The 23,611-nt window shown below is 71.3% G+C and carries 24 protein-coding genes; 12 read left to right on the forward strand and 12 right to left on the reverse strand.

The window, feature by feature from the left end; translation table 11 throughout:
- Window positions 1–65: 65 nt before the first annotated feature.
- The gene (locus HZU84_RS12310; RefSeq protein WP_244954328.1) at window positions 66–1,562 is read right to left on the reverse strand and encodes a phospholipase D-like domain-containing protein; all 1,497 of its coding nucleotides are present in this window, start codon (window positions 1,560–1,562) and stop codon (window positions 66–68) included.
- A gap of 147 nt (window positions 1,563–1,709) precedes the next feature.
- Here HZU84_RS12310 and HZU84_RS12315 point away from each other — a divergent pair, with 147 nt between their 5' ends.
- On the forward strand, window positions 1,710–2,786 hold the full coding sequence (locus HZU84_RS12315) for a mechanosensitive ion channel family protein (protein WP_244954329.1): 1,077 nt from the start codon (window positions 1,710–1,712) through the stop codon (window positions 2,784–2,786).
- Between the two features lie 97 nt (window positions 2,787–2,883).
- Window positions 2,884–4,422 carry a methyl-accepting chemotaxis protein gene (locus HZU84_RS12320; RefSeq protein WP_149504620.1) on the forward strand — a complete coding sequence of 513 codons (1,539 nt, stop codon included), beginning with the start codon at window positions 2,884–2,886 and terminating at the stop codon, window positions 4,420–4,422.
- Between the two features lie 27 nt (window positions 4,423–4,449).
- On the opposite strand, the gene HZU84_RS12325 is transcribed toward HZU84_RS12320, so the two are convergent.
- Window positions 4,450–5,061 (reverse strand): class I SAM-dependent methyltransferase, encoded by a 612-nt coding sequence (locus HZU84_RS12325; RefSeq protein ID WP_149504621.1) that lies wholly within the window; start codon window positions 5,059–5,061, stop codon window positions 4,450–4,452.
- Window positions 5,058–5,507 (reverse strand): rhodanese-like domain-containing protein, encoded by a 450-nt coding sequence (locus HZU84_RS12330; protein WP_149504622.1) that lies wholly within the window; start codon window positions 5,505–5,507, stop codon window positions 5,058–5,060. The genes HZU84_RS12325 and HZU84_RS12330 overlap by 4 nt, the downstream gene beginning before the upstream one ends.
- 96 nt (window positions 5,508–5,603) lie before the next feature.
- Here HZU84_RS12330 and HZU84_RS12335 point away from each other — a divergent pair, with 96 nt between their 5' ends.
- A complete protein-coding gene (locus HZU84_RS12335) occupies window positions 5,604–6,605 on the forward strand; it encodes an SLAC1 anion channel family protein (RefSeq protein WP_149504623.1) in 1,002 nt (333 codons plus the stop codon).
- Here HZU84_RS12335 and katG read toward each other — a convergent pair.
- Window positions 6,597–8,822 (reverse strand): catalase/peroxidase HPI, encoded by a 2,226-nt coding sequence (gene katG, locus HZU84_RS12340; protein ID WP_149505353.1) that lies wholly within the window; start codon window positions 8,820–8,822, stop codon window positions 6,597–6,599. The two genes, HZU84_RS12335 and katG, sit on opposite strands and share 9 nt — an antisense overlap.
- A gap of 183 nt (window positions 8,823–9,005) precedes the next feature.
- Window positions 9,006–9,653 (reverse strand): cation efflux transmembrane domain-containing protein, encoded by a 648-nt coding sequence (locus HZU84_RS12345; RefSeq protein WP_149504624.1) that lies wholly within the window; start codon window positions 9,651–9,653, stop codon window positions 9,006–9,008.
- A gap of 104 nt (window positions 9,654–9,757) precedes the next feature.
- Between HZU84_RS12345 and HZU84_RS12350 the strand changes: the two genes are divergently transcribed.
- A complete protein-coding gene (locus HZU84_RS12350) occupies window positions 9,758–10,240 on the forward strand; it encodes a Cd(II)/Pb(II)-responsive transcriptional regulator (RefSeq protein WP_149504625.1) in 483 nt (160 codons plus the stop codon).
- A gap of 93 nt (window positions 10,241–10,333) precedes the next feature.
- Window positions 10,334–10,912, forward strand: a complete 579-nt coding sequence (locus HZU84_RS12355; protein ID WP_149504626.1) for a PaaI family thioesterase — start codon at window positions 10,334–10,336, stop codon at window positions 10,910–10,912.
- A gap of 169 nt (window positions 10,913–11,081) precedes the next feature.
- Here HZU84_RS12355 and HZU84_RS12360 read toward each other — a convergent pair whose 3' ends face one another.
- From HZU84_RS12360 to HZU84_RS12370, 3 genes are read right to left on the reverse strand one after another with little or no spacing between them, the layout of a single operon-like run.
- Window positions 11,082–12,521: a LutB/LldF family L-lactate oxidation iron-sulfur protein gene (locus tag HZU84_RS12360; RefSeq protein ID WP_149504627.1), complete on the reverse strand. Its 1,440-nt coding sequence runs from the start codon at window positions 12,519–12,521 to the stop codon at window positions 11,082–11,084.
- On the reverse strand, window positions 12,518–13,240 hold the full coding sequence (locus HZU84_RS12365; protein WP_149504628.1) for a LutC/YkgG family protein: 723 nt from the start codon (window positions 13,238–13,240) through the stop codon (window positions 12,518–12,520). The genes HZU84_RS12360 and HZU84_RS12365 overlap by 4 nt, the downstream gene beginning before the upstream one ends.
- Window positions 13,241–13,278: 38 nt before the next feature.
- Window positions 13,279–14,070, reverse strand: coding sequence for a (Fe-S)-binding protein (locus tag HZU84_RS12370; RefSeq protein ID WP_149504629.1), 792 nt, complete (start codon window positions 14,068–14,070; stop codon window positions 13,279–13,281).
- Between the two features lie 104 nt (window positions 14,071–14,174).
- Between HZU84_RS12370 and HZU84_RS12375 the strand changes: the two genes are divergently transcribed.
- Window positions 14,175–14,885, forward strand: a complete 711-nt coding sequence (locus HZU84_RS12375; RefSeq protein ID WP_149504630.1) for a FadR/GntR family transcriptional regulator — start codon at window positions 14,175–14,177, stop codon at window positions 14,883–14,885.
- A gap of 25 nt (window positions 14,886–14,910) precedes the next feature.
- On the opposite strand, the gene HZU84_RS12380 is transcribed toward HZU84_RS12375, so the two are convergent.
- Window positions 14,911–15,447, reverse strand: a complete 537-nt coding sequence (locus tag HZU84_RS12380; protein WP_149504631.1) for a MarR family winged helix-turn-helix transcriptional regulator — start codon at window positions 15,445–15,447, stop codon at window positions 14,911–14,913.
- 76 nt (window positions 15,448–15,523) lie between these two features.
- On the opposite strand from HZU84_RS12380, the gene HZU84_RS12385 reads away from it, so the two are divergent.
- Window positions 15,524–16,069: a thioredoxin family protein gene (locus HZU84_RS12385; protein WP_244954330.1), complete on the forward strand. Its 546-nt coding sequence runs from the start codon at window positions 15,524–15,526 to the stop codon at window positions 16,067–16,069.
- On the opposite strand, the gene HZU84_RS12390 is transcribed toward HZU84_RS12385, so the two are convergent.
- Window positions 16,030–16,731: a histidine phosphatase family protein gene (locus tag HZU84_RS12390; RefSeq protein ID WP_149504632.1), complete on the reverse strand. Its 702-nt coding sequence runs from the start codon at window positions 16,729–16,731 to the stop codon at window positions 16,030–16,032. The two genes, HZU84_RS12385 and HZU84_RS12390, sit on opposite strands and share 40 nt — an antisense overlap.
- A gap of 158 nt (window positions 16,732–16,889) precedes the next feature.
- Here HZU84_RS12390 and secB point away from each other — a divergent pair, with 158 nt between their 5' ends.
- Window positions 16,890–17,339, forward strand: a complete 450-nt coding sequence (secB, locus tag HZU84_RS12395) for a protein-export chaperone SecB (RefSeq protein ID WP_037481127.1) — start codon at window positions 16,890–16,892, stop codon at window positions 17,337–17,339.
- Between the two features lie 2 nt (window positions 17,340–17,341).
- Entirely contained in the window at window positions 17,342–18,325 is a 984-nt protein-coding gene (locus tag HZU84_RS12400; protein WP_149504633.1) for an NAD(P)H-dependent glycerol-3-phosphate dehydrogenase, read from the forward strand.
- A gap of 8 nt (window positions 18,326–18,333) precedes the next feature.
- Here HZU84_RS12400 and trmL read toward each other — a convergent pair whose 3' ends face one another.
- A complete protein-coding gene (trmL, locus tag HZU84_RS12405; protein WP_149504634.1) occupies window positions 18,334–18,807 on the reverse strand; it encodes a tRNA (uridine(34)/cytosine(34)/5-carboxymethylaminomethyluridine(34)-2'-O)-methyltransferase TrmL in 474 nt (157 codons plus the stop codon).
- Window positions 18,808–18,814: 7 nt separating this feature from the next.
- Complete coding sequence (locus tag HZU84_RS12410) at window positions 18,815–19,504, reverse strand: ComF family protein (protein WP_244954331.1); 690 nt, start codon at window positions 19,502–19,504, stop codon at window positions 18,815–18,817.
- A 28-nt stretch (window positions 19,505–19,532) separates the two neighbouring features.
- Between HZU84_RS12410 and HZU84_RS12415 the strand changes: the two genes are divergently transcribed.
- The 3 genes from HZU84_RS12415 (at window position 19,533) to ctaD (ending at window position 23,604) form a co-directional block, all read left to right on the forward strand.
- Window positions 19,533–20,453: a biotin synthase gene (locus tag HZU84_RS12415; protein WP_244954332.1), complete on the forward strand. Its 921-nt coding sequence runs from the start codon at window positions 19,533–19,535 to the stop codon at window positions 20,451–20,453.
- 337 nt (window positions 20,454–20,790) lie between these two features.
- Window positions 20,791–21,960 (forward strand): cytochrome c oxidase subunit II, encoded by a 1,170-nt coding sequence (coxB, locus tag HZU84_RS12420; RefSeq protein ID WP_149504635.1) that lies wholly within the window; start codon window positions 20,791–20,793, stop codon window positions 21,958–21,960.
- Between the two features lie 15 nt (window positions 21,961–21,975).
- On the forward strand, window positions 21,976–23,604 hold the full coding sequence (ctaD, locus tag HZU84_RS12425; RefSeq protein WP_149504636.1) for a cytochrome c oxidase subunit I: 1,629 nt from the start codon (window positions 21,976–21,978) through the stop codon (window positions 23,602–23,604).
- Window positions 23,605–23,611: the final 7 nt, after the last annotated feature.

Genomic DNA, 23,611 nt, shown 5'->3' on the forward strand with positions numbered 1-23,611 from the left:
TCCTTGATGAAGTCGGGAACGGGAAGGGAGAAAGGACGGACGGGGGCCGGGGCCGGGCGGGCCGCTCACCACAGGCGCTCGAACATCAGCGCGGCGCGCTCGACCAGCCGGCCCGGCCAGGGCCGCTCGCGCCAGGAGGCCAGCGTCACCGGACGCGAGTCGGCGACGTCGCGCTCGAACATGCGCTCCATCGCGGCGCCGAAATCGCGCCCGAGCACGAAGGCGTTGACCTCGTCGTTGCCGGTGAAGCTGCGCCAGTCCATGTTGCTGGAGCCCACGCTGGAAAGCACGCCGTCAACCACGAAGGTCTTGGCATGCAGCACCGAGTGCTGCAGCTCGTGGATGCGCACGCCCGCCGACAGCAGCTGCTCGTAGCGCGCGCGCCCGGCGTGCAGCACCGGCGCGAAGTCGCTCATCGACGGCAGCACCAGCTGCACGTCGACGCCGCGGCGGGCGGCCTCGCACAGCGCCTCGACGATGCGGTCGCCCGGCGCGAAATAGGCCATCGTCAGATGCACGCTGCGGCGCGAGGCGGCGATCGCGCCCAGCAGCGTGGCGTGGATGCGGTTGTCGCCGGGCTCGTCGGGGCCGCTGGCGACGACGCGCACCACGTCGTCGCCGGTCGCCTCGGCCGGCAGCGTGCGCGAGGGCTCCTGCGGCGGCGCCAGCACCGCCTCGCAGCCCTGGCGCTGCCAGGTGGTGCGCACCAGCGCATCGAGCCGCACCGCCGCCGGGCCGCGGATCTCGACCTGCGTGTCGCGCCAGCCCGACTGCGCCGGATCGCGGCCCTCGGGCGGACGCCGACCCGACGAGCCGGCCCATGAGCCCGACGCATAGACCGCGCTGATGTTGATGCCGCCGGTGAAGGCGGTCTCGCGGTCGACGACGACGATCTTGCGGTGATCGCGGTGCAGCAGCCCCCAGTGGCCCAGGCGGCGGAGCGGATTGACCGGGTTGAACTCGCAGCTCGGCACGCCCTGCTGGCGCAGCGCCTCGAACAGCGCCGGATCGGTGCCGAAGGAGCCGACCGCGTCGCGCAGCAGCGCCACCTCGACGCCCTCGGCGCGCTTGCGCGCCAGCAGCCGCGCCAGGCGCTGCGCCAGCTCGGCATCGTCGACGATGTAGCTCTGCACCATCACGCTGGAGCGGGCGCGCTCGACCGCCGCGAACATCGCGTCGAAGGTGGCCGGGCCGTCCTCGAGCAGGCGCACCCGGTTGTGGCTGTACAGCCGCACCCGCGACTGCGCGCCCATCACCGCCAGATGGTGGCGCAGCAGCCCGGCCTCGCCCTCGGCCGCGACCTGTGCGATCACCCGCCGCGCCGGCGCCGGCGCCATCGCGCCCTGCGGGCCGACCACCTGCACCGCCGAGGCCGCCACCGCGGCCGGCTGCAGTTCGGCCTGGCGCAGCGCCTGGTCGATCTGGTGCGTGTCGGTCAGCCGACCCGCCGCGCAGGCCGACAGCAGCCCGCCGGCCAGCAGCATCGCCGCCGCGGCAGCGCGGCAGGGCCCGCAGCGGGAAGGCGCGGCGGCGGCGGAGCGATCGGAGGCGGAGCGGAACATGGCCCCAGCATCGGGCCGGAGCGCACGTGCGCCGATCGGCCGCCGCCGGCTCGGCATGTAGGCCAAGACCGACAGCCGGACCGCCCGGCGCCCGGCAGACGGCGCGCCGGCGCCGGCCGATGCTGTGGTCCAAGGAGAACACTGAACATGGACCTGGATGTCTTCGAACAATGGGGGCGCGGCGCCGGCACCTTTCTCGCCCAGGTGGACTGGCTGCAGATGCTGGCCGCGCTGCTGGTGGTGATCGCGGTGCGCGCCGCGCTGGGCAAGGGCCTGGAACTGGTCGGGCACCGCATGGAGCGGGTCGCGCAGCGCTCCAGCAACCGCTATGACGATCTGATCGCCGACATGCTCTCGGCGACCCGCCCCGGCATGCTGACGCTGTTCGCGCTCCTGGTCGGCCTGAACATGCTCGACTTCGGCGCGCGCTGGGACGAGCGCCTCGGCCAGCTCTGGTTCATCGCGCTGGCGCTGCAGGCGGGGCTGTGGGGCCAGCGGCTGATCCGCGGCAGCCTGCGTCTGTACGGCGAACGCCACGCGCCGGCCGGCGCGTCGACGACGCTGCTCTCGTGGGCGCTGCGCACGCTGCTGTGGTCGGTGCTGGGGCTGGCGGTGTTCTCGAACCTGGGCATCGACATCACCGCCTTCGTCGCCAGCCTCGGCATCGGCGGCATCGCGGTGGCGCTGGCGGCGCAGAACATCCTGGGCGACCTGTTCGCCTCGCTGTCGATCGCGGTCGACAAGCCCTTCGAGGTCGGCGACTCGATCTCGGTGGGCGCGGTCTCCGGCACGGTCGAGCGCGTCGGGCTCAAGACCACCCGCATCCGCAGCATCAACGGCGAGCAGATCGTCATGTCCAACACCGACCTGCTGCGCCAGACGGTGTCGAACTTCAAGCGCCAGCAGACCCGGCGCATCGCCTTCGGCTTCGGCCTGACCTACGACGCCACGCCCGAGCAGCTCGCCGAGGTGCCGCAGCGCCTGCGCCGCCTCATCGAGGCCGACCCGCAGCTCGAGTTCCGCCGCGCGCACTTCAAGAGCTTCGGCGAGAGCTCGCTGGACTTCGAGGTGGTCTACATCGTGCGCGACCCGTCCTACGACGTCTACATGGACCGCCAGCAGGCGCTGAACCTGGCGCTGATGAAGGAGCTCGCCGCGATGGGGCTGCAGTTCGCCTTTCCCTCGCGCACCGTCTATACCGTTGCCGGCATGGCGCCAACCTGAGCGCGAATCACGCGACTGCGCTGGCGCTTTTCGGATCCTGGGCGCGGCCGCCACTCGCCAAGATGCGCACCTGACTCATCACGCACGGGATTCGAAGATGAAGATGCGCTCCCAGATCATCGCGCTTGGCCTGGCCGGCGTGGCGGCGGCTGCGGCGACGGGAGGCATCGGCCTGCTGTCAGGCCGCCACCTGGGCGGCACGATCGGCGACGTGATCGGCACCAGCCAGGCGCTGCAGCACAGCCAGGAGGCCGACATGATGCATGACGCGGTGCGCGGCGATGCCCAGCTGGCGGTGCTGGGCGCGCTGCAGAACGAGCCGGCGCGCATCGACGAGGCCCAGAAGGATCTGCGCGAGCACGGCCAGAACTTCGAGCAGCAGCTCAAGGCGCTGCGCGCGCTGACGCCGGATGCGACGACGCTGGCCGCGCTCGACGCGGTCGAGCCCAAGGTGCGGGTCTATCTGGACACCGCCAGCCGGGTGGTGGCTGGCGCACGCAGCAATCCGGCGGGCGTGCAGCAGGATCTGCAGGCGCTGCAGGCCAGCTTCCTGGCGCTGGAAGAGGCGATGGAGCAGCTCTCCGACAGCATCACCGGCAACTATCGCCTGCAGAGCGAGGCGGCCAGCGCTGCGGTGGCACAGACACAGTGGCTGATCGCCGCCACGCTGCTGGTGACCGGCGCGCTGCTGGCCGGCGCGGCCTTCTGGCTCAGCGGCCAGATGACCCGGCCGATGCGCTCGGCGGTCGAGGCAGCCGACCGGCTCGCCGAAGGCGACCTCAGCCGCGCCATCGAGCCCGAGGGCAATGAAGAGACCCGCCAGCTGCTCGGCGCGATGGCGCGCATGCGCGACAGCCTGCGCGACATCGTCCAGCATGTGAAGTCCAACGCCGACGAGGTGGCCAACGCCAGCCTGCAGATCGCGCAGGGCAACCAGGACCTGAGCCGCCGCACCGAGGAGCAGGCCTTCGGCCTGCAGCAGACCGCCTCGACGATGGACCAGCTCAACTCGACCGTCAGCCACAACGCCGACAACGCGCAGAAGGCCAACGAGCTGGCCAGCAGCGCCGCCTCGATCGCCGCGCAGGGCGGCCGGGTGGTCGACGAGGTGGTCGAGACGATGCGCGGCATCAACGGCAGCTCGAAGAAGATCGCCGACATCATCGGCGTGATCGACGGCATCGCCTTCCAGACCAACATCCTGGCGCTGAACGCGGCGGTCGAGGCCGCACGCGCCGGCGAGCAGGGCCGCGGCTTCGCGGTGGTGGCCACCGAGGTGCGCAACCTGGCGCAGCGCTCGGCCGCCGCGGCGCGCGAGATCAAGACGCTGATCACCGGCAGCGTCAACCAGGTCGAGCAGGGCACGCATCTGGTCGATCAGGCCGGCCGGACCATGCAGGAGATCGTCAGCTCGATCGAGCAGGTCAGCCAGATCGTCGCGCAGATCAGCCACGCCAGTGCCGAGCAGAGCGTCGGCGTCAGCCACATCGGCGAGGCGGTGACGAAGATGGATCAGGCCACGCAGCAGAACGCAGCACTGGTCGAGCAGTCGGCGGCCGCGGCCGACGGCCTGAAGCGCCAGGCTCAGGACCTGGTGGGCGCGGTGTCGGCCTTCCGGCTCGACAGCCACGCCTGATCCGCCTGGCGCGGCCGACGCCGGGCCTCAGCCGCGCCGGCGTGCACTCCAGCGCGTCACCTGCGCCGCACCCTGGTGGCCCGGTCCCTCATCGAGCATCACCTCGCCCTGCCAGCCCGAGAGCTCCTCGCAGAGCATGCCGAAGTCGGCGCGCAGATCCTCCAGCGTGCAGAGCATGTCGAGGTCGCGCGGCCCGCCGCTGTCGCGGCCGAGCTGCGCGGGATGAAAGGCCTCGACGATCACCCGCCCGCCCGGGCGCAGCCCCTGCGCCAGCCGGCGATGCACCGGTGTCCGCCAGGCCGAGGGCAGGTGCACATAGATCAGCACCAGCGCGTCCCAGGCGCCCGGCACCGGCGCCCAGACCTCCAGATCGCCCAGCTCGACATCGATGTCGACGCCGCGCTGGCGCGCCAGCTGCAGGGCCTTGTCCAGCCCGACCGGCGAGGCATCGACCGAGCAGACCCGGTGGCCCTGCTGCGCCAGCCACACGCCGTTGCGTCCTTCGCCGTCGCCGGGCACCAGCACCCGCGAGCCCGGCGCCAGCCGCGTCGCCTCGGCGCGCAGGAAGGCGTTGGGCTCCAGGCCGTACTTGAAGGTCTCGCCCGCGAAGCGCTGGTCCCAGAACTGGCGTGCGCTCATGAGCCGCTCCCGAGCGGGCCCGAGGACGCGGGCGCCACCATCGGCCAGCCCCGTGCAGCCCAGCCGCTCATGCCCGAACCGACATGACGCACATTCGCGTAGCCGCGCTCGTGCAGCAGCGCCGCCACCCGGGCGGAACGGTTCTGGGTATTGCAGATCAGCAGCACCGGCTGGGCGGGATCACGCGGGATCTCGGCCAGCCGCGCCTCGAGCTGGCTCATCGGCAGCAGCCGCATGCCGGCGGCGACACCGGTGGCATGTTCGTGCGGCTCGCGAATGTCGAACACCAGCGCACGACCGGCCTCGAGCTCGGCGCGGGCGGTCTCGAGCGAGACCGGGGCATCGGGGCCGCCGGCCGGCGAGCAGGCCCCCAGCCAGGACAGCGGCAGCGCGGCAGCCAGCAGGCCCAGCGTCCGCCGGCGGGATCGGATCGGAAGATTCGGCATGAGCGGCGTTATACCCGGGCCGGCGCGCGCCGGACGTGCGCAGGATCATGCCCCGCCCGCCTCGCCCGAGCGGACGACTCGCTACAGTGCGGCCTCATGGCTGCCGCACCCGCACTGAAATTCCTCTCTCCCGCCTGGTTCTCGATCGTCATGGGCCTGTCCGGCCTGGCGCTGGCCTGGCGGCGCGCGGTGCCGCTGATGGGCGAGCCGGCGCTGGCGCTGTCGATCGCGCTGGGCGGGCTGGCCGCGGCGGTCTTCCTGGTGCTGGCCGGCCTGAGCGTGCTGCGGCTGCAGCGCCACCCGGAAGCCTGGGCGGAAGACCTGCGCCATCCGGTGCGCCATGCCTTCGTCGCGACCCTGCCGGTGTCGCTGATCCTGCTGGGCACGCTGGGCGTGGCGCTGGACGGCCACGGCGCGCTGGCCGAGGCCGTCTGGTGGGCCGGCAGCCTCGGCCAGCTCGCGGTCACCGTCTGGGTGCTGTCGCGCTGGTGGGCCGGCAACCGCGCCGGCGGCCTGCAGTGGGCGACGGTCACGCCGGTGCTGATCATCGCGGTGGTCGGCAATGTGCTGGTGCCGATGGCCGGCGTCGAGCTGGGTCATGCCGAGTGGGCGGCGGCGCAGTTCGGCATCGGGCTGCTGTTCTGGCCGCTGGTGATGGCGCTGCTGCTGGTGCGCATCGCCTCGCAGGGCCTGTGGCCGGAGCGGCTGATGCCCTCGCTCTTCATCCTGGTCGCGCCGCCGGCGGTGATCGGCCTGTCGGCACTGGCGCTGGGGGCGCCTGCGCTGGTCGGCTGGATGGCCTGGGGCGTGGCGCTGGCCTGCTTCCTGTGGGTGGCGACGCAGGGTCAGCGCATCGTCTCGCAGGCCTTCTCGGTCGGGCACTGGGCGGTGTCCTTCCCGCTGGCGGCGTTTGCCGGGCTGACGCTGGAGCTGGGCCGCCACGGCAGCGGCGGCCCGATGCCGGTGCTCGGCCCGCTGCTGCTGGCCTTCGCGTCGGTGATCGTGCTCGGTCTGTCGATGGGCACGGTGCGCGGCCTGCGCCAGCGCACCCTGCTGGCGCCGGAGCCGGTCGCGACGATCACCCCGATCTCAGGCTGAAGCGCGCCGATCCGACCAGGCCGCGCCCGGCACGTCGAAGCGGTCGGCATTCATCACCTTGACCCAGGCGGCGACGAAGTCGCGCACGAACTTCTCGCGGCTGTCGTCCTGGGCGTAGAGCTCGGCGTAGGCGCGCAGCACCGAGTTCGAGCCGAAGACCAGATCGACCCGGGTCGCCGTCCAGCGCGGCGTGCCGGTGGCACGATCGCGCAGCTCGTAGCGGTTGCGGCCCACCGGCGTCCAGCTCAGGCCCATGTCGGTCAGATGGACGAAGAAGTCGTTCGACAGCACGCCGACCCGGTCGGTCAGCACGCCGTCGCGGCTGCCGCCGTGATTGACGCCGAGCACGCGCAGACCGCCGACCAGCACCGTCATCTCGCAGGCGCTCAGCCCCATCAGCTGCGCGCGATCGAGCAGCAGTTCCTCCGGCGTGGCCGCGAAGTGCTGCTGCAGCCCGTTGCGGAAGCCGTCGGCCAGCGGCTCCAGCACCGCGAAGGAGGCCGCATCGGTCGTCGCGTCGGTGGCGTCGCCGCGGCCGGGCAGGAAGGGCACCGCGATCGGCACGCCCGCCGCCTGCGCCGCCTCCTCGATGCCGAGGCTGCCGGCCAGCACGATCACGTCGGCCACGCTGGCGCCGGTGTCGGCGGCGATGCGCTCGTACACCGCCAGCACCCGCGCCAGGCGCTCGGGCTCGTTGCCGGCCCAGTCCTTCTGCGGCGCCAGGCGGATGCGCGCGCCGTTGGCGCCGCCGCGCTTGTCCGAGCCGCGGAAGGTGCGCGCGCTGTCCCAGGCGGTGGCGATGCGATCGGCCAGGCTCAGGCCGCTGGCCCGGATCTGCGCCCGCACCGCGTCCAGGTCGATGTCGCTGCGGCCCGCCGGCACCGGGTCCTGCCAGAGCAGGTCCTCGGCGGGCACGTCCGGACCGAGATAGCGCACCTTCGGGCCCAGGTCGCGGTGGGTGAGCTTGAACCAGGCGCGGGCGAAGACCTCGCTGAAATGCGCCGGATCGCGGTGGAAGCGCTCGGCGATCGGCCGGTAGAGCGGATCCATCTTCAGCGCCATGTCGGCGTCGGTCATGATCGGATTGCAGCGGATCGAGGCGTCCTCGACATCGACCGGACGGTCCTCGTCGCGGATGTCGACCGGCTCCCACTGCCAGGCACCGGCCGGGCTCTTGCGCAGCGTCCACTCGTGGCCGAACAGCATGTCGAAATAGCCGTTGTCCCACCGGGTCGGATGGGTGGTCCAGGCGCCCTCGATGCCGCTGGTCACCGCATCGCGGCCGATGCCACGGCCGCTGCGGGCATTCCAGCCCAGGCCCTGCTCGTGCAGATCGGCGCCTTCCGGCGCGGGGCCGAGCTGTGCGGCGTCGCCGTTGCCGTGCGCCTTGCCGACGGTGTGGCCGCCGGCGGTCAGCGCCACCGTCTCCTCGTCGTCCATCGCCATGCGGGCGAAGGTCTCGCGCATGTCGAGGGCGGTGCGCAGCGGGTCGGGCTGGCCGTCGACGCCTTCCGGGTTCACATAGATCAGGCCCATCATCACCGCGGCGAGCGGGTTCTCGAGCGTGCGCTCGCCGTCGCGGCTGCCGGCGTAGCGGCTGCCCTCGCTGCCGGTGGGCGCCAGCCAGGCCTTCTCGGCGCCCCAGTAGATGTCCTTCTCGGGATGCCAGATGTCCTCGCGGCCGAAGGCGAAGCCGTAGGTCTTCAGCCCCATCGACTCGTAGGCCATGTTGCCGGCCAGGATCATCAGGTCGGCCCAGCTGATGCGCCGGCCGTACTTCTTCTTGATCGGCCACAGCAGGCGGCGCGCCTTGTCGAGGTTGCCGTTGTCCGGCCAGGAGTTCAGCGGCGCGAAGCGCTGGCTGCCGCTGCCGGCGCCGCCGCGGCCGTCGGCGATGCGGTAGGTGCCGGCCGAGTGCCAGGCCATGCGGATCATCAGGCCGCCGTAGTGGCCCCAGTCGGCCGGCCACCAGGGCTGGCTGTCGGTCATCAGCGCCTTCAGGTCGCGCTTGAGCGCCTCCACATCGAGCTGGCGCAGCTCGTCGCGGTAGCTGAAGCCGGCGTCCATCGGGTCGGTGCGGGTGTCGTGCTGATGCAGGATGTCCAGGTTCAGCGCCCGCGGCCACCAGTCGGCCTGGGCCTGCGCCGTGCGGGCGCTCGTGGGGCTGCCGTGCATCACCGGGCACTGCCCGCCGCGTGTCGTGCTGTTCGCATCCATGCTCATCTGATCTCTCCTGGGGGGGACGACAAGGTCGCCGGGAAGGCTATCCGGCCCGGTTCCGGCGCACCGGCACAAAAGCCGGACTGCACGGGCGTTCATGACGCCGTCGGGGTCTTGGCCGCAACAGGCGTGGAGAGACTTTAGATGGCAGCTATTGATCAATCTATTTGAATAGATTTATTATTGCGATAGCCGGGACCCGAGGCGCCATTCCTGCCGCGCCTGCCGGATCACCGCCACCGCCGCCGACAGCGCCAGCCCGCCCATGACACCCGCGACAATCAGGTCCGGCCAGCCGCGACCGGTGCCGAAGACGCCCAGCGCGGCGACCATCACCGCGACATTGCCGATCGCATCGTTGCGGCTGCACAGCCAGACCGAGCGCATGTTGGCATCGCCCTCGCGCCAGGCGTAGAGCATCGCCGCGACCGACACATTGGCCAGCAGCGCCAGCGCGCCGACCGCGCCCATCGTCGTCGCCTCGGGCACCGTGCCCTGCGAGAAGCTCCACAGCGCACGGCCCAGCACCACCAGGCCGAACAGGCCCATGCTGGCGCCCTTGAGCAGCGCCGCGCCCGCGCGGTGGCGCAGCGACATCCCCAGCACCCACAGCGACACGCCGTAGTTGGCCGCATCGCCCAGGAAGTCGATCGCGTCGGCCAGCAGCGACACCGAGCCCGAGCGCAGGCCCGCGCCGATCTCGACCGCAAACATCGCCGCGTTGATCAGCAGCGCCGCCCACAGCACGCGGCGGTAGCGCCCGCTGGTCGGGGCCGGCGGCGGGGAACAGGCATGGCCATGGCCGTGATCGCAGCAGGAATCGCTCATCGGGGAAGCTCCATCGTCAAGATCGGGATGAAGGCATTGCAAACCCTGAAGCGGCTTCAGGGTCAAGCCCTGACATCGCCCCTCGTGCGTGCGACCATGCGCGCATGAAGATCAGCGAACTGGCCCGCGCCACCCGCACGCCGGTGGGCACCATCCGCCACTACGAGCGCGAGGGCCTGCTGCCCGAGCCGCCACGCCAGCAGGACAACGGCTACCGGCGCTACGGCCCGGCCGATGTCGAGCGGCTCGGACTGATCCGCCAGGCGCGTGCACTCGACATGTCACTCGACGAGATCCGCGTGCTGCTGGCGCTGCACGACACGCCGCAGGCGCCGTGCGACGCGGTCAACGCGCTGCTCGACGCGCACATCGGCCACGTCAGCGCGCGCATTCTCGAGCTGCAGCAGCTCGAGGCGCGGCTGCTGGCCCTGCGCGCACGCTGCGCGCAGGCCAGCGACGCCGGCCACTGCGGCATCCTCGCCGGCCTGGCCTCGGGCGAGCCCGCCGGCCCGGAGGGCGCGACCGGCGACGGCAGCCTCCATGCGGGCGTGCATGTCGGCGGCGCGCACCGCGGCCACGGGCATTGACCCGGATCTGACCCGCGGGTGACAGCGCCCGGCCCGCCCGGCGTGGTCTTCTGCGGGCTCCCGGCCTGCCCGGACGCCGACGAGGAGACCCCGATGAGCCACACCGACACCGACGCCCACACCGATCCCGCCGCTTCTCCCGCCGCCACGCTGGCGCGCTGGCTCGACGACGAGCAGCGGGTGCGCGCCACGCTGGGTCCGCCAGGCGTGGCTCGGCCGGCACAGATCGCGCACCTGAGCGGCATGGAGTGGTTCACCGCGATCAGTCGCGGCGAGCTGCCCTCGGTGCCGATCGGCGCGACGCTGGACTTCCTGCCGATCGAGTTCGAGCCCGGCCGCTTCGTCTTCCAGGGCCGGCCGGACCTGCGCCACGCCAACCCGATGGGCACCATCCACGGCGGCTGGATCGCGACGCTGCTGGACTCCTGCGTCGCCTGCGCGGTGCACACGATGCTGCCGGCCGGACGCGCCTACACCACCGCCGAGCTGAAGATCAGCTATGTGCGCGCGCTCACGCCGCAGGTCGAGCGGGTGCGCGCCGAGGGCCGGGTGATTCACGCCGGCCGCCAGGCCGGCTTCGCCGAAGGCCGCCTGTTCGGCCCCGACGGCCGCCTCTACGCCCACGCGACGACAACCTGCATCGTGCTGTCGACCCGCGCAGCGGAGGGGTGAGATCGCGGCGCATCGTGGGTCCTCGCCTTCGCGAGGATGACGGATGGAAGGCGGAGGATGAAGAAGGAAAGGCGGAGGATCACGGAGACTCTGCCGTCATGCCCGCGCAGGCGGGCACCCACGCACGCACCAACGTGCCGACCCGATCCCCTCACTCAGCCTTCAACCCTCAGCCCTCATCCTTCAGCCGCTCGCGCAGGCCGCGCGCCGCCGGCCTGAGCGGCGTGCGGTTCGCGGTCCAGCCGGCCTGCCACGGCGGCGTGAGGCCGCGCAGCCGGTGCGCCATGCCGGTCAGCGTGCTGTAGAGGCCCGGGCTGGCGTTGACCTGGGCCCAGGCCTTCCACGCCAGCGCCTCCTTCCAGTCCTTCGCGCTGGCCTGGCCGGCCAGCGGCGCGTGGCCGGGCTCGGCATCGTGCTTGGCGGCGTGGCGCAGCTGCATCAGCAGCTCAGGAATCGGAATGCCGACCGGGCAGACCTCCGCGCAGGCGCCGCACAGGCTGCTGGCGGTGGGCAGATCCTGCGTCGGCTCCAGGCCCAGCAAATGCGGCGAGATGATCGAGCCGATCGGCCCCGGATAGGTCGTGCCGTAGGCCAGGCCGCCGATGCGCGCGTAGACCGGGCAGTGGTTCATGCACGCGCCGCAGCGGATGCACTGCAGCGTCGGGCGGAAGTCGGCATCACGGTAGGCCTGCGTGCGGCCGTTGTCGAGCAGCACCAGGTGCAGCTCGCGCGGGCCGTCCAGCTCGCCCTCGCCTTCCCTGCGCGGTCCGGTGATGACGTTCAGATAGGTCGTGATCGCCTGGCCGGTGGCTGAGCGGGTCAGCAGGCTGTAGAGCGGCAGCACCTGCTCGAAGGTCTCGACCACCTTCTCGATGCCGGTGATGGCGATGTGCACGTCGGGCACCGTGGTGCACATGCGGCCGTTGCCCTCGTTCTCGACCAGCACCAGCGTGCCGGTGTCGGCGACCATGAAGTTCACGCCCGACACCCCGATCGGCGCGTCGCGGAACTGGTCGCGCAGCACGCGCCGGCCGATCGCGATCAGCGCGTCGACGTCCTCGGTGTAGGGCGTGTCGGGAATTTTCTCCTCGAAGAGCGCGGCGATCTGCTGCTTGGTCTTGTGGATCGCCGGCATGATGATGTGGCTCGGGCGCTCGCCGGCGAGCTGGACGATGTACTCGCCCATGTCGCTCTCCAGGCAGTCGATGCCGTGCTCGAGCATGCGGTGGTTCAGCTCGATCTCCTCGCTGACCATCGACTTGCCCTTGACCATCGCCTGCGCGCCGTGGCGCTGCGCGATCGCCAGGAAGATCGCGTTGGCGTCCTCGGGCGTCTGCGCCCAGTGGACGTGCACGCCGCGCGCCTTCAGATTCGTCTCCAGCCGTTCCAGCAGCTCGGGCAGCCTGGAGAGGCTGTACTGGCGCACCGCCTCGCCAACGCCGCGCAGCGCCTCGAAGCCGTCGCGGTCGCTGAAATGGCCGGCGCGCTTGGTCTGCAGGAAGTCCATCGCGCTGCGGAAGCTCGCGCGCAGGTGGTCGTCGTCGACCGCGACCCGGGTGTTGGCCTTGAACTGGCGCGGATCGACGAAGGTCAGCGGGGCTTCAGTCACAGGGACACCTCCAGGTCATTGACGAGCACGATCACCAGCGCCTTCGGGCCATGCGCGCCGAAGGCCAGCACCTGCTGGATGTCGGCGGTCTTGGACGGGCCGGTGACCAGCACCAGGTTGGTCGGCATGCCGGTGGTGGCCAGGTCCTGTGCGGCGATGGCCGCCGGCAGGCTGGCGTACAGGTCGCTGGCGCGCAGCACCGCCACATGCAGCGGCGGCACCAGCGACAGCGTGCGCGGCTCGTCCGGCCCCGGGCGCAGCACCAGCGTGCCGGTGTCGGCGATGCCGGCGCGTGCGGTGGTCAGGCCGGCGTCGATGCGGTCGAACAGCTCGGTCTTCCAGTGCGCCAGCGGCCGGTCGAAGCGGCAGGCCTCGACCTCGGCCAGCGCGGCCATGAAGCCGGGATCGGCGGCCGGCCCGCGACCGACGGCCACGCGGCGCGCGCCGTGCTCGGCCAGCACCGTGCGCACCACCGCCGACCAGTCGGCGGGCGTGGCATGGCGCAGGTCGGCGCGCCAGCCGCGCGCGGCGGCCTCGAACGGGCCGATCAGCGCGGCCGGGTCGATGCGTGCGCCCAGACGGCCGCGGCCGAACGGCCCGGCGTGATAGGCCGCCAGCGACGGCACGGGCAGCGGCTGCGACGGCGCGCTCTGGCGCAGCCGGGCGAGGATGGCGCCGCGGGCGGCGCCGGTGTCGGGGGAGGCGGTGGATGAGGTCATGCGGAAGGCTCGGTGATCCGTCGTTGATGCGTCGAGGGTCAGTCGGTGACCTGCTGCGCCGCGCCCGGCAGGCCCAGGCGCTCGCGTAGGAAGCTGCCGATGTGCACGCAGCGCGGCTCGCCGGCGGCACAGCCGCCGCGCTTCTCGGCGGCGTGGTGCAGATTGAGCAGGCAGCCGCAGTCGGCGCTGACGATGACCTCGGCGCCGGTGGCGCGCACGCTCGCCAGCTTGTCCTCGACCATCGCACCCGAGATCGCCGGATGGCGCGCCGAGAAGGTGCCGCCGAAGCCGCAGCACTCGGCCTCGCGCGCCTGCGCCACCACCTCGACGCCGGGCAGCGCGTCCAGCAGCGCGCGGCTCGGCACCTGCACGCCCATCTCGCGCCGTGCCGAGCACGAGGTGTGCAGCGCCACCTTCACCGGCCGGCTGGACGGCGCCGCCGCCAGCCGCTCGCCCAGGCCCAGCACGTCGCGCGCGAAGGTGCTGAACTCGACCACCCGCGCGCCGATGTCGCGCGCCTTCGCCAGCCGCACGGCATCGTCGGCGAACAGCCGCGGCCAGTGGTGCACCATCATCCCGGCGCACGAGCCCGAGGGCACGACGATCGGCCAGGCCTCGGGGAACAGATCGAGCTGGGCCGCCGCGACGGTGCGCGCCTCGTCGGTGTAGCCGCTGGTGTAGGCCGGCTGGCCGCAGCAGCTCTGCGCCTCGGGAAACTCGACCCGCAGGCCGGCGTCGCGCAGCAGCGCGATCGCGTCCATGCCGGCCTGCGGCGCCATCAGGTCGACGACGCAGGTGGCGAAGAAATAGACGGAAGAAGGCTTGGGCATGGCGATCGGGCGGCGGCGGATCCGGTGGGGTGCAGGGGAAGCCGATGATGCGCGTGCGCCCGTCAGGGCCTACAGTGGTCAGACCAATTCCCGATCACGTTCCGATGAAGCACGCCCTCGCCGCCCGTCTGCCCGACCAGCTCGCCTCGCGCCTGGAGCGCGCCATCCTGGCCGGCGAGCACCGCCCGGGCGAGCGCCTGCCGCCCGAGCGCGACTGGGCGGCGCGGCTGGGCGTGTCGCGCGCGGCGCTGCGCGAGGCGCTCGGGCAGCTGGCCGAGCGCGGGCTGGTGATCCGCCGCCACGGCGCGGGCACCTTCGTCAGCGATCAGCCCGACGCGCGCCGCGCCGACGCCTGGACGCAGCTGCTGCAGCGCCAGCCGCTGATGCAGGCCGACCTGCTGGAATTCCGCGACATGCTCGAGGCGCGCTGCGCCGAGCTGGCCGCCGAGCGCGCCGACGAGAGCGACCGAGCGCGGCTGGCGGCCTGCCACGCGGCGGTGGCCGCGGCCTACGCCGGCCGCGACCGCCCGGCGCAGGTGCGCGCCGACGTGGCCTTCCACCGCGCCATCGCCGACGCGACCCGCAACCCCGTCTTCTCCTACCTGGTGGCGACGCTGCTGGCGCTGCTGCACGAGCATGTGAACCTCAGCATCGCCGACCTGGCACCGGACTCGGACGAGGCGCGGGCGCTGGCCGCGCAGCACGCGGCGCTGTGGCGCCGCATCGAGGCGCGCGATCCGGCCGGTGCGGCCCAGGCGGCGCGCCGCCACATCGACTTCGTGCGCCAGCGCTGGCAGCGGGCGCTGGAAGACTGAATCAGCGACCCAGTCGTCAGCCCGCTCAGGCTCGCCCTCCGCGCATCGCCTCGCCATTGGCCAGCATGCGCTGCAGCAGCGACACCAGCAGCTCGAACTCCTCGGGCCGGAAGCCGGCAAGGTGCGCGTTGAGCACATCGACCAGCACCGGCGGCACCTTCTCGGCCACCTCGCGGCCCGCCTCGGTCAGGACCAGCTGCACGACGCGGCGGTCGCTGGTCGAGCGCTCGCGCCGCACCAGGCCCTTGGCCTCGAGTCGGTCGAACAGGCGGGTGATCGCCGCCGGATCGACATCGAGATCGCGCGCCAGGGCCGCCGCGGTCACGCTGTCCGGGCAGCCCTTGAGGAGCTTGAACAGCGGCAGCCACTGCGCATGCGTCAGGTCGTGCTCGGCCAGCCGCCGGTCGGCCTCCATCAGCACCGAACTCAGCACCCGGCGCATCAGCAGGCCCAGGCTGCGGTCGGGGCTGTAGGTGCTGCAGTCGTAGATCGGCGGCAGCGCGCCGACCGCATCGTGTCGGGTCTCAGGTCCGATTTCTTGTGCGGTCTTGTGTTTGTTCATGGAGAGCAATTTCCATTGCTTAGTCAATGATTGACCAAGCAATATATCATGCCCCTGCACAGAATCCAGATTTCTCATGTACCCGGCGCATGGCCGACTGGCCGGGCTGCAGCCACAGCTGCAGGCGCTGTTCGCCAGCATTCCGAGCGACGGGTACCGCCGCGATGCGCTGTGGCCCTGCAGACCGCTCTGGCAAACTGCCGCCATGACGCCCGCCGAACCGATCCCTGCAAGCTCCGCGACCGCCGCGATCTCCGTCGTCTGCCTGTGCGCCGGCTGGTGCACCACCTGCCAGGCCTATGGCACGACCTTCGCGCAGCTGGCGCGCGACTGGCCGCAGGTGCGATTCGCCTGGATCGACATCGAGGAGCACAGCGATGCGCTCGGCGACGCGGCGCTCGACATCGAGAACTTTCCGACCGTGATGGTGCTGCGTGGCGCGCGGCCGCTGTTCTTCGGCACGATCCTGCCGCATGCGGGCACGCTGGCGCGGCTGGTGCAGTCCGCGGTGGAGGGCGGCGCCACGCAGGCGGTCGACGCCGATGGCCAGGCGCTGGCCGCGCCGGTGGCGGCGCTGCTGGCTCAGGGTGTCGGCGGCGTCGGCACCGGCGCGGCCGCGTAGCGCACGCTCAGCGACACCGTCGAGGGCTGGGCCGGCAGACCGGCCAGATGATCGATCTCGCCCCAGGCCTCGATCGACAGCGCGCCGGCCTGCCAGCGCAGCCGGTTCAGGCCGGCGTTCGGGATCGCGCAGGCACGCGCGCTCGACAGCGGCTGGCCGCTGACGCGGCGCCAGAGCATGTCGAGCACGCCGCCGTGCGTCACCACCAGCACCCGCGCGCCGGCATGGCGTGCCGCCAGCGCGTCGAGCGCGCCGTTCACCCGTGCCGAGAAGGCCCGCACGCTCTCGCCGCCGGGCAGCGCGAAGTCGGCGTCCTGGCGCAGCCACCGCTGCCACAGCGCGGGATGGCGCGCGATCACCTCCTCGGCCGTCAGCCCCTCGAACAGGCCGAAGCCCTGCTCGCGCCAGACCGGATCGAGCTCGGGCAGGGCCGCGCGCCTGGCCAGCAGCGGCGCGGCGGTCTGGCGCACCCGCATCAGGTCGCTGCTGACGATCAGGTCGAAGGGCTCGTCGGCGAGGCGCTCGGCCAGCCGCTCGGCCTGCAGCAGACCGGTCGCATTGAGCGGCACATCGAGCTGGCCCTGGAAGCGGTGGACCCGGTTCGAGTCGGTCTCGCCGTGGCGGACCAGCGTGAGAAGCGTCGGCGGCGTGCGGTGGATCATGGTCGGCCAGTATGCGGGCTGGCCACACCGGGACGACAGGCCCGACGCTGCATAATCTGCCGGCCCTGCGACCGGCGTGCACTATCGCCGTCCGGCCGTGGCCAGGCAGACTCGATACGATCCGATTCCATTCCTTCCATCACCACCGAGACCCGATCATGGCCGACATCCAAGACGCGCAACCCGTTTTCCAGATCCAGCGCGTGTACCTGAAGGACCTGTCGCTGGAACAGCCGAACTCGCCGCAGATCCTCGTCGAGCAGGGCCAGCCGTCCGTCGACATCAACCTGGCCGTCGAGGTGCAGCCGGTGGTCGAGGGCATCTATGAAGTCGCGGTGACCGCCACCGTGACCACCAAGCTCGGCGACCGCACCCTGTTCCTGTGCGAGGCCAAGGAAGCCGGCATCTTCGAGATCCGCAACATCGAGGAAGACCAGATGTCGCCGATCCTGGGCATCGCCTGCCCGGGCATCGTCTATCCCTACCTGCGTGCGGTCGTGGCCGACACCGTCACCCGCGCCGGCTTCCCGCCGGTGCATCTGGCCGAGGTCAACTTCCAGGCGATGTACGAAGCCCAGCAGCAGGGCAACGGCGCGCTGAACGCCTGAAGATGCAGATCTCGGTGCTCGGCGCCGGAGCGTGGGGCACCGCGCTCGCGGCGCAGGCGGCCACCCGCCACCCGACCCGGCTCTGGGCCCGCGATCCGGCCCAGGCGGCGGCGATCGCCGCCAGCCGGCGCAATGCGCGCTATCTGGCCGATGTCGCGCTGCCCGACGCGCTGGACATCACCGACGATCTGGCCGCGGCGCTGGCGCATGCCGGTCCGGACGGCCTGCTGATCGTCGCCACGCCGATGGCGGGCCTGCGCGAGATGCTGCAGCGCCTGCCCGACGGCGCGGCGGTGCTGTGGCTCAGCAAGGGCTTCGAGGCGGGCAGCGGCCGGCTCGGCCACGAGATCGCCCGCGAGGCGGCCCCGGGGCTGCGTGCGGGCGTGCTCAGCGGCCCGAGCTTCGCGCTCGAGGTCGCGCGCGGCCAGCCCACCGCGCTGGTGGCGGCCAGCCAGGATGCGGCGCTGTGCCAGTCGGCCATCACCGCGCTGCACGGCCCGACGCTGCGCATCTATTCGTCGAGCGATCCGGTCGGCGTGGAGGTCGGCGGCGCGGTCAAGAACGTGCTGGCGATCGCCACCGGCATGGCCGACGGCATGGCGCTGGGCCTGAACGCCCGCGCGGCGCTGATCACCCGCGGCCTGGCCGAGATGACCCGGCTGGGCCTGGCGCTGGGCGGCCGTGCCGAGACCTTCATGGGCCTGTCCGGCCTGGGCGATCTGGTGCTGACCGCCACCGGCGATCTCTCGCGCAACCGCCGCGTCGGCCTGAAGCTGGCCGAGGGCCAGACGCTCGAGCGCATCCTGGTCGAACTCGGCCATGTGTCGGAAGGCGTCTACAGCGCCGGCACCGTGCTGGAGCGCGCCACCGCGCTCGGCGTGGACATGCCGATCACCCGCGCGGTGGTCGGCGTGCTGCAGGGCGAATTCACCCCGCGCGAGGCGGTGCAGGCGCTGATGCAGCGCGAGGCGCGGGCCGAGAGCTGACGCGCCCCTCAGGCCGCGCCGGCGTAGCCGTTCTGCCGCCAGGCCTCGAACACCGTCACCGCCACCGCGTTGCTCAGGTTCAGGCTGCGCTGATCGGGACGCATCGGCAGGCGCACCCGCTGCCCGGCCGGAAAATGCCCGTCGCGCAGCGCCGGCGGCAGGCCGCTGGTCTCGCAGCCGAAGACCAGCCAGTCGCCCGGCTGCCAGGCCACCTCGGCGAAGGGCCGGCTGCCGCGGGTGGTCATCGCGAACATGCGTGCAGGATCAGGCCGGCAGGTCTCGAGCAGCGCCTCCCACGAGCCATGGCGCTGCACCGGCGCGTACTCGTGATAGTCGAGGCCGGCGCGGCGCAGCAGCTTGTCATCCATCGAGAAGCCCAGCGGCTCGACCAGATGCAGCTCGCAGCCGGTGTTGGCCGCCAGACGGATGACGTTGCCGGTGTTCGGCGGGATTTCGGGGTGGACAAGGACGATGCGGAACATGCCCGGATCATCGCCGATCGGCATGCGCCACCACCCAGACCTGCACCTCGCTCGCACCGGCCTGGCGCAGCACCGCGGCCAGCTCGGCGGCGGTGGCGCCGGTCGTCAGCACATCGTCGACCAGCGCGACCGAGGCGCCGGCCAGCAGCCGGCGGCCCGCCGGCGTGGGCGCGAAGGCGCCCTTCAGATTGCGCCCGCGCGCCTGGCGGTCCAGTCCGACCTGGTGCGGGGTGTCGATCAGCCGCTCGACCAGATCGGCGCGTGCCTGCAGGCCCAGCGGCGGCGCCAGCCGGCGCGCCAGTTCCCAGGACTGGTTGTAGCCGCGCTCGCGCAGGCGTGGCAGCGCCAGCGGCACCGGCAGCACCCAGTCCGGCCAGCGCAGCCGGTCCGCGTCGGCAGCCTGCTGCAGGGCCTGGGCCAGCAGCGCGGCCAGCGGCGTAGCCAGCTCGCAGGCGCCGCCGTACTTGAAATCGGCGATCAGCGTGCTCCAGGGCGGCTGGTAGTCGAGCGCGGCATGGCAGACCAGTCCGGTCTCCGACAGGACCACCGGCGGCGCGGCGGCGAAGACCGACTGGCAGCGGGTGCAGATCACCGCGTCCTGCCAGGCGGCGCAGACACGGCAGCGGCTGCCCAGGCCGCGCAGCAGGCGCGGCCAGCGTCCCAGCGGAGAAACCGATCCGGTGCTGCGCGCGGCCATGGCCGGCTCACTATACTGCGCCGGCATCATGCAAGACGCCTCTTCCCCCGCCGCTGCCGATGCCCCGCGACTGCGCGAACCGCGCATCGCTCCCGCCGCCCTGGCCCGCCATCTGGCGCGCGCCGCCCAGCATCCGCCGCCGTGGCTGCACGAGGAGATCGCCCGCCGCATGGACGAGCGCCTCGGCCTGATCCTGCGTCAGCCGGCGCGCCTGATCGACTGGTGGAGCCCGACCTCGGGCGGCGCGCCGCTGCTGCAGGCACGCTATCCGCAGGCGCGGCTGCTGCGCACCGGCCTGGACGGCCGTCCGCTCGAGGACGAGGCCCGCGGCGAGGGCCGCTGGTGGCAGCGCCTGCTGGGCGCCGGCCGCACCCGCCCGAGCAGCGAGAACGAGGCGCCCGCCGAGCTGCTGTGGGCCAACATGATGCTGCACTGGATCGACGACCGCCCGGCGCTGCTGGCACGCTGGCATGAGCTGATCGCGGTCGACGGCTTCCTGATGTTCTCCTGCTTCGGCCCGGACACCCTGGCCGAGCTGCGCACGATCTGGGCCGAGGCCGGCTGGGGCGCGCCCGGCAGCGACTGGGTCGACATGCACGACCTCGGCGACGACCTGGTGCAGGCCGGCTTCGCCGATCCGGTGATGGACATGGAGCGGCTGACGCTGACCTGGGATTCACCGCAGGCCCTGCTGGCCGAGCTGCGCACGCTCGGCCTGAACACGCATCCCGCTCGACAACCCGGATTGCGGGGCCGGCAGTGGCGCCGGACACTGGAATCGACCCTCACCGACCGGCTGCGCGGCCCCGACGGACGCCTGCATCTGGGTTTCGAGATCATCTACGGCCACGCCTTCCGTCCGGTCGCCCGCCCGCGTGTCGAGGCGCGCACCGAGATCTCCCTCGACACGATGCGCGAGATGACCCGCCGCCGACCGGCCTCGCCCTGAACCGGTCCGATTCCGACCTCCACGGCCTGCTGCTGCCCGGCACGGGCCCGCCCCCGTCATGCCGACGGTCAGGCCCCTCCATCACGTCACTCCATTGATCCGGATCATTCATTCAATGAAAACAACTGATCCACATCAAGAAAAAATTCACTGAAATCGCTTGCAGACCATCGGGACTTGTCGGGATGTCCGAAAGACCCGCTCGGCGTCATGCTTTGACTCAGCCTTCGCGGCCGGCCATCCGGTCCGGCCCGCGCATGGCCTGACAAGAAGAGCAGAACACGAGACAACGCCCAAGCCGACGCGATGGCCGGCTGGAGAGAAAGCGAGCGCAGAGATGTCGAGCATTTCCCCTTGGCTGGGTGCAGGCCGGGTCGGTCTGACGGGCTGGATCCTGCTGGGCGCCACCGCAGCGCAGGCGGTCAACGACCTGCCCGGCGGCCCGGCCGTGCGCCAGATGAGCTACGCCAAGCCCGCCACGCAGATCGCGGCCCAGATGGACTGGCTGCACTCGGTGATGATGGTCATCTGCGTGCTGATCTGCATCGCGGTGTTCGGGGTGATGTTCTATTCCATCCTGAAGCACCGCAAGTCGCGCGGCCACAAGCCGGCCGACTTCCACGAAAGCGTCAAGGTCGAGATCGCCTGGACGGTGGTGCCCTTCCTGATCGTCATCGGCATGGGCGCGATGGCCACGAAGACGGTGGTCGCGCAGAAGGACACCACCAATGCCGACATCACCATCAAGGCCACCGGCTACCAGTGGAAGTGGGGCTACGACTACCTGAAGGGCGAGGGCGAGGGCATCAGCTTCCTGCAGACGCTCGACACCAGCCACCGCGCGATGTCGGACGCCGGCCAGCCTGCCGGCGACGACTACCTGCTGAAGGTCGACAACCCACTGGTGGTGCCGGTCGACAGCAAGATCCGCATCATCACCACCGCCACCGACGTCATCCACGCCTGGATGATCCCGCAGTTCGGCGTCAAGCAGGACGCGATTCCCGGCTTCGTGCGCGACACCTGGTTCCGCGCCGACAAGACCGGCGACTTCTACGGCCAGTGCGCCGAACTCTGCGGCAAGGAGCACGCCTACATGCCGATCCATGTGAAGGTGGTGAGCGCCGCCGAATACACCGCCTGGGTCGATGCCGAGAAGAAGAAGATCGCCGCGCGGGCCGACGATCCGAAGAAGGAATGGAAGCTGGCCGACCTGGTCGCACGCGGCGAGAAGGTCTATGCGGCCAACTGCGCCGTCTGCCACCAGGCCAACGGCAAGGGCGCCGGCCCGATCAAGGGCCTGGATGCCTCGCCGGTCGTGCTCGATGCCGACAAGGGCCGCCAGATCGCGGTGCTGCTCAACGGCCAGAACAACGGCGCGATGCCGGCCTGGAAGCAGCTCTCCGACACCGAGATCGCCGCTGTCATCACCTACACGAAGAACGCCTGGTCCAACCGCACCGAGCAGATCGTGCAGCCGGCCGACATCGTCGCCGCCCGCAAGTAAGAAGGACGACCCAGCATGAGCGCAGTTCTCCACCCGGGCGGTCACGGCCACGACGCTGCCCACGACGATCACCACCACGCGCCGCACGGCTGGCGGCGCTGGGTCTTCGCGACCAACCACAAGGACATCGGCACGCTGTACATGCTGTTCAGCTTCGCGATGCTGATGGTCGGCGGCGTGCTCGCGCTGCTGATCCGCGCCGAGCTGTTCCAGCCGGGCCTGCAGTTCGTCAACCCGGAGCTGTTCAACCAGCTCACGACGATGCACGGCCTGATCATGGTGTTCGGCGCGATCATGCCGGCCTTCGTCGGCTTCGCGAACTGGATGCTGCCGCTGCAGATCGGCGCCTCCGACATGGCCTTCGCGCGGATGAACAACTTCAGCTTCTGGCTGATGATCCCGGCGGCGCTGGTGCTGGTGATGTCCTTCTTCATGCCGGGCGGCGCGCCGGCCGCCGGCTGGACGCTCTACGCGCCGCTGACGCTGCAGATGGGCCCGTCGATGGACGCCGCGATCTTCGCGATGCACATCATGGGCGCGTCGTCGATCATGGGCTCGATCAACATCATCGTGACCATCCTCAACATGCGCGCGCCCGGCATGACGCTGATGAAGATGCCGATGTTCGCCTGGACCTGGCTGATCACCGCCTATCTGCTGATCGCGGTGATGCCGGTGCTGGCCGGCGCGATCACGATGACGCTGACCGACCGCCACTTCGGCACCAGCTTCTTCAACCCGGCCGGCGGCGGCGACCCCGTCATGTACCAGCACATCTTCTGGTTCTTCGGGCACCCCGAGGTCTACATCATGATCCTGCCGGCCTTCGGCATCGTCAGCCAGATCATCCCGGCCTTCGCGCGCAAGAAGCTGTTCGGCTATGCCTCGATGGTCTACGCGACCGCCTCGATCGCCATCCTGTCGTTCATCGTCTGGGCGCACCACATGTACACGACCGGCATGCCGCTGACCGGCCAGCTGTTCTTCATGTACGCGACGATGCTGATCTCGGTGCCGACCGGCGTGAAGGTGTTCAACTGGATCGCGACGATGTGGCGCGGCTCGATGACCTTCGAAACGCCGATGCTGTGGGCGGTGGGCTTCATCTTCGTGTTCACGATGGGCGGCTTCACCGGCCTGATCCTGTCGATGGCGCCGATCGACATCAACCTGCAGGACACCTACTACGTGGTGGCGCACTTCCACTACGTGCTGGTGGCGGGCTCGCTGTTCGCCCTCTTCGCCGGCGTCTACTACTGGGGTCCGAAGTGGTCGGGCGTGATGTATTCGGAGACGCGCGGCAAGATCCACTTCTGGGGCTCGCTGATCACCTTCAACATCACCTTCTTCCCGATGCACTTCCTGGGTCTGGCCGGCATGCCGCGTCGCTATGCCGACTACCCGATGCAGTTCACCGACTTCAACATGCTCGCCTCGATCGGCGGCTTCGGCTTCGGGCTGATGCAGGTCTACTTCTTCCTGTTCATCGTCGTGCCGATGATGCGCGGCCAGGGCGAGAAGGCGCCGCAGAAGCCCTGGGAAGGCGCAGAAGGCCTGGAGTGGGAAGTGCCCTCGCCGGCGCCCTTCCACACCTTCGAGACGCCGCCGAAGCTCGATGCCACCGCCACCCGCGTGATCGGCTGACCCTGGA

It is taken from the genome of Sphaerotilus sulfidivorans (assembly GCF_013426975.1).
Lineage (GTDB): Bacteria > Pseudomonadota > Gammaproteobacteria > Burkholderiales > Burkholderiaceae_C > Sphaerotilus > Sphaerotilus sulfidivorans.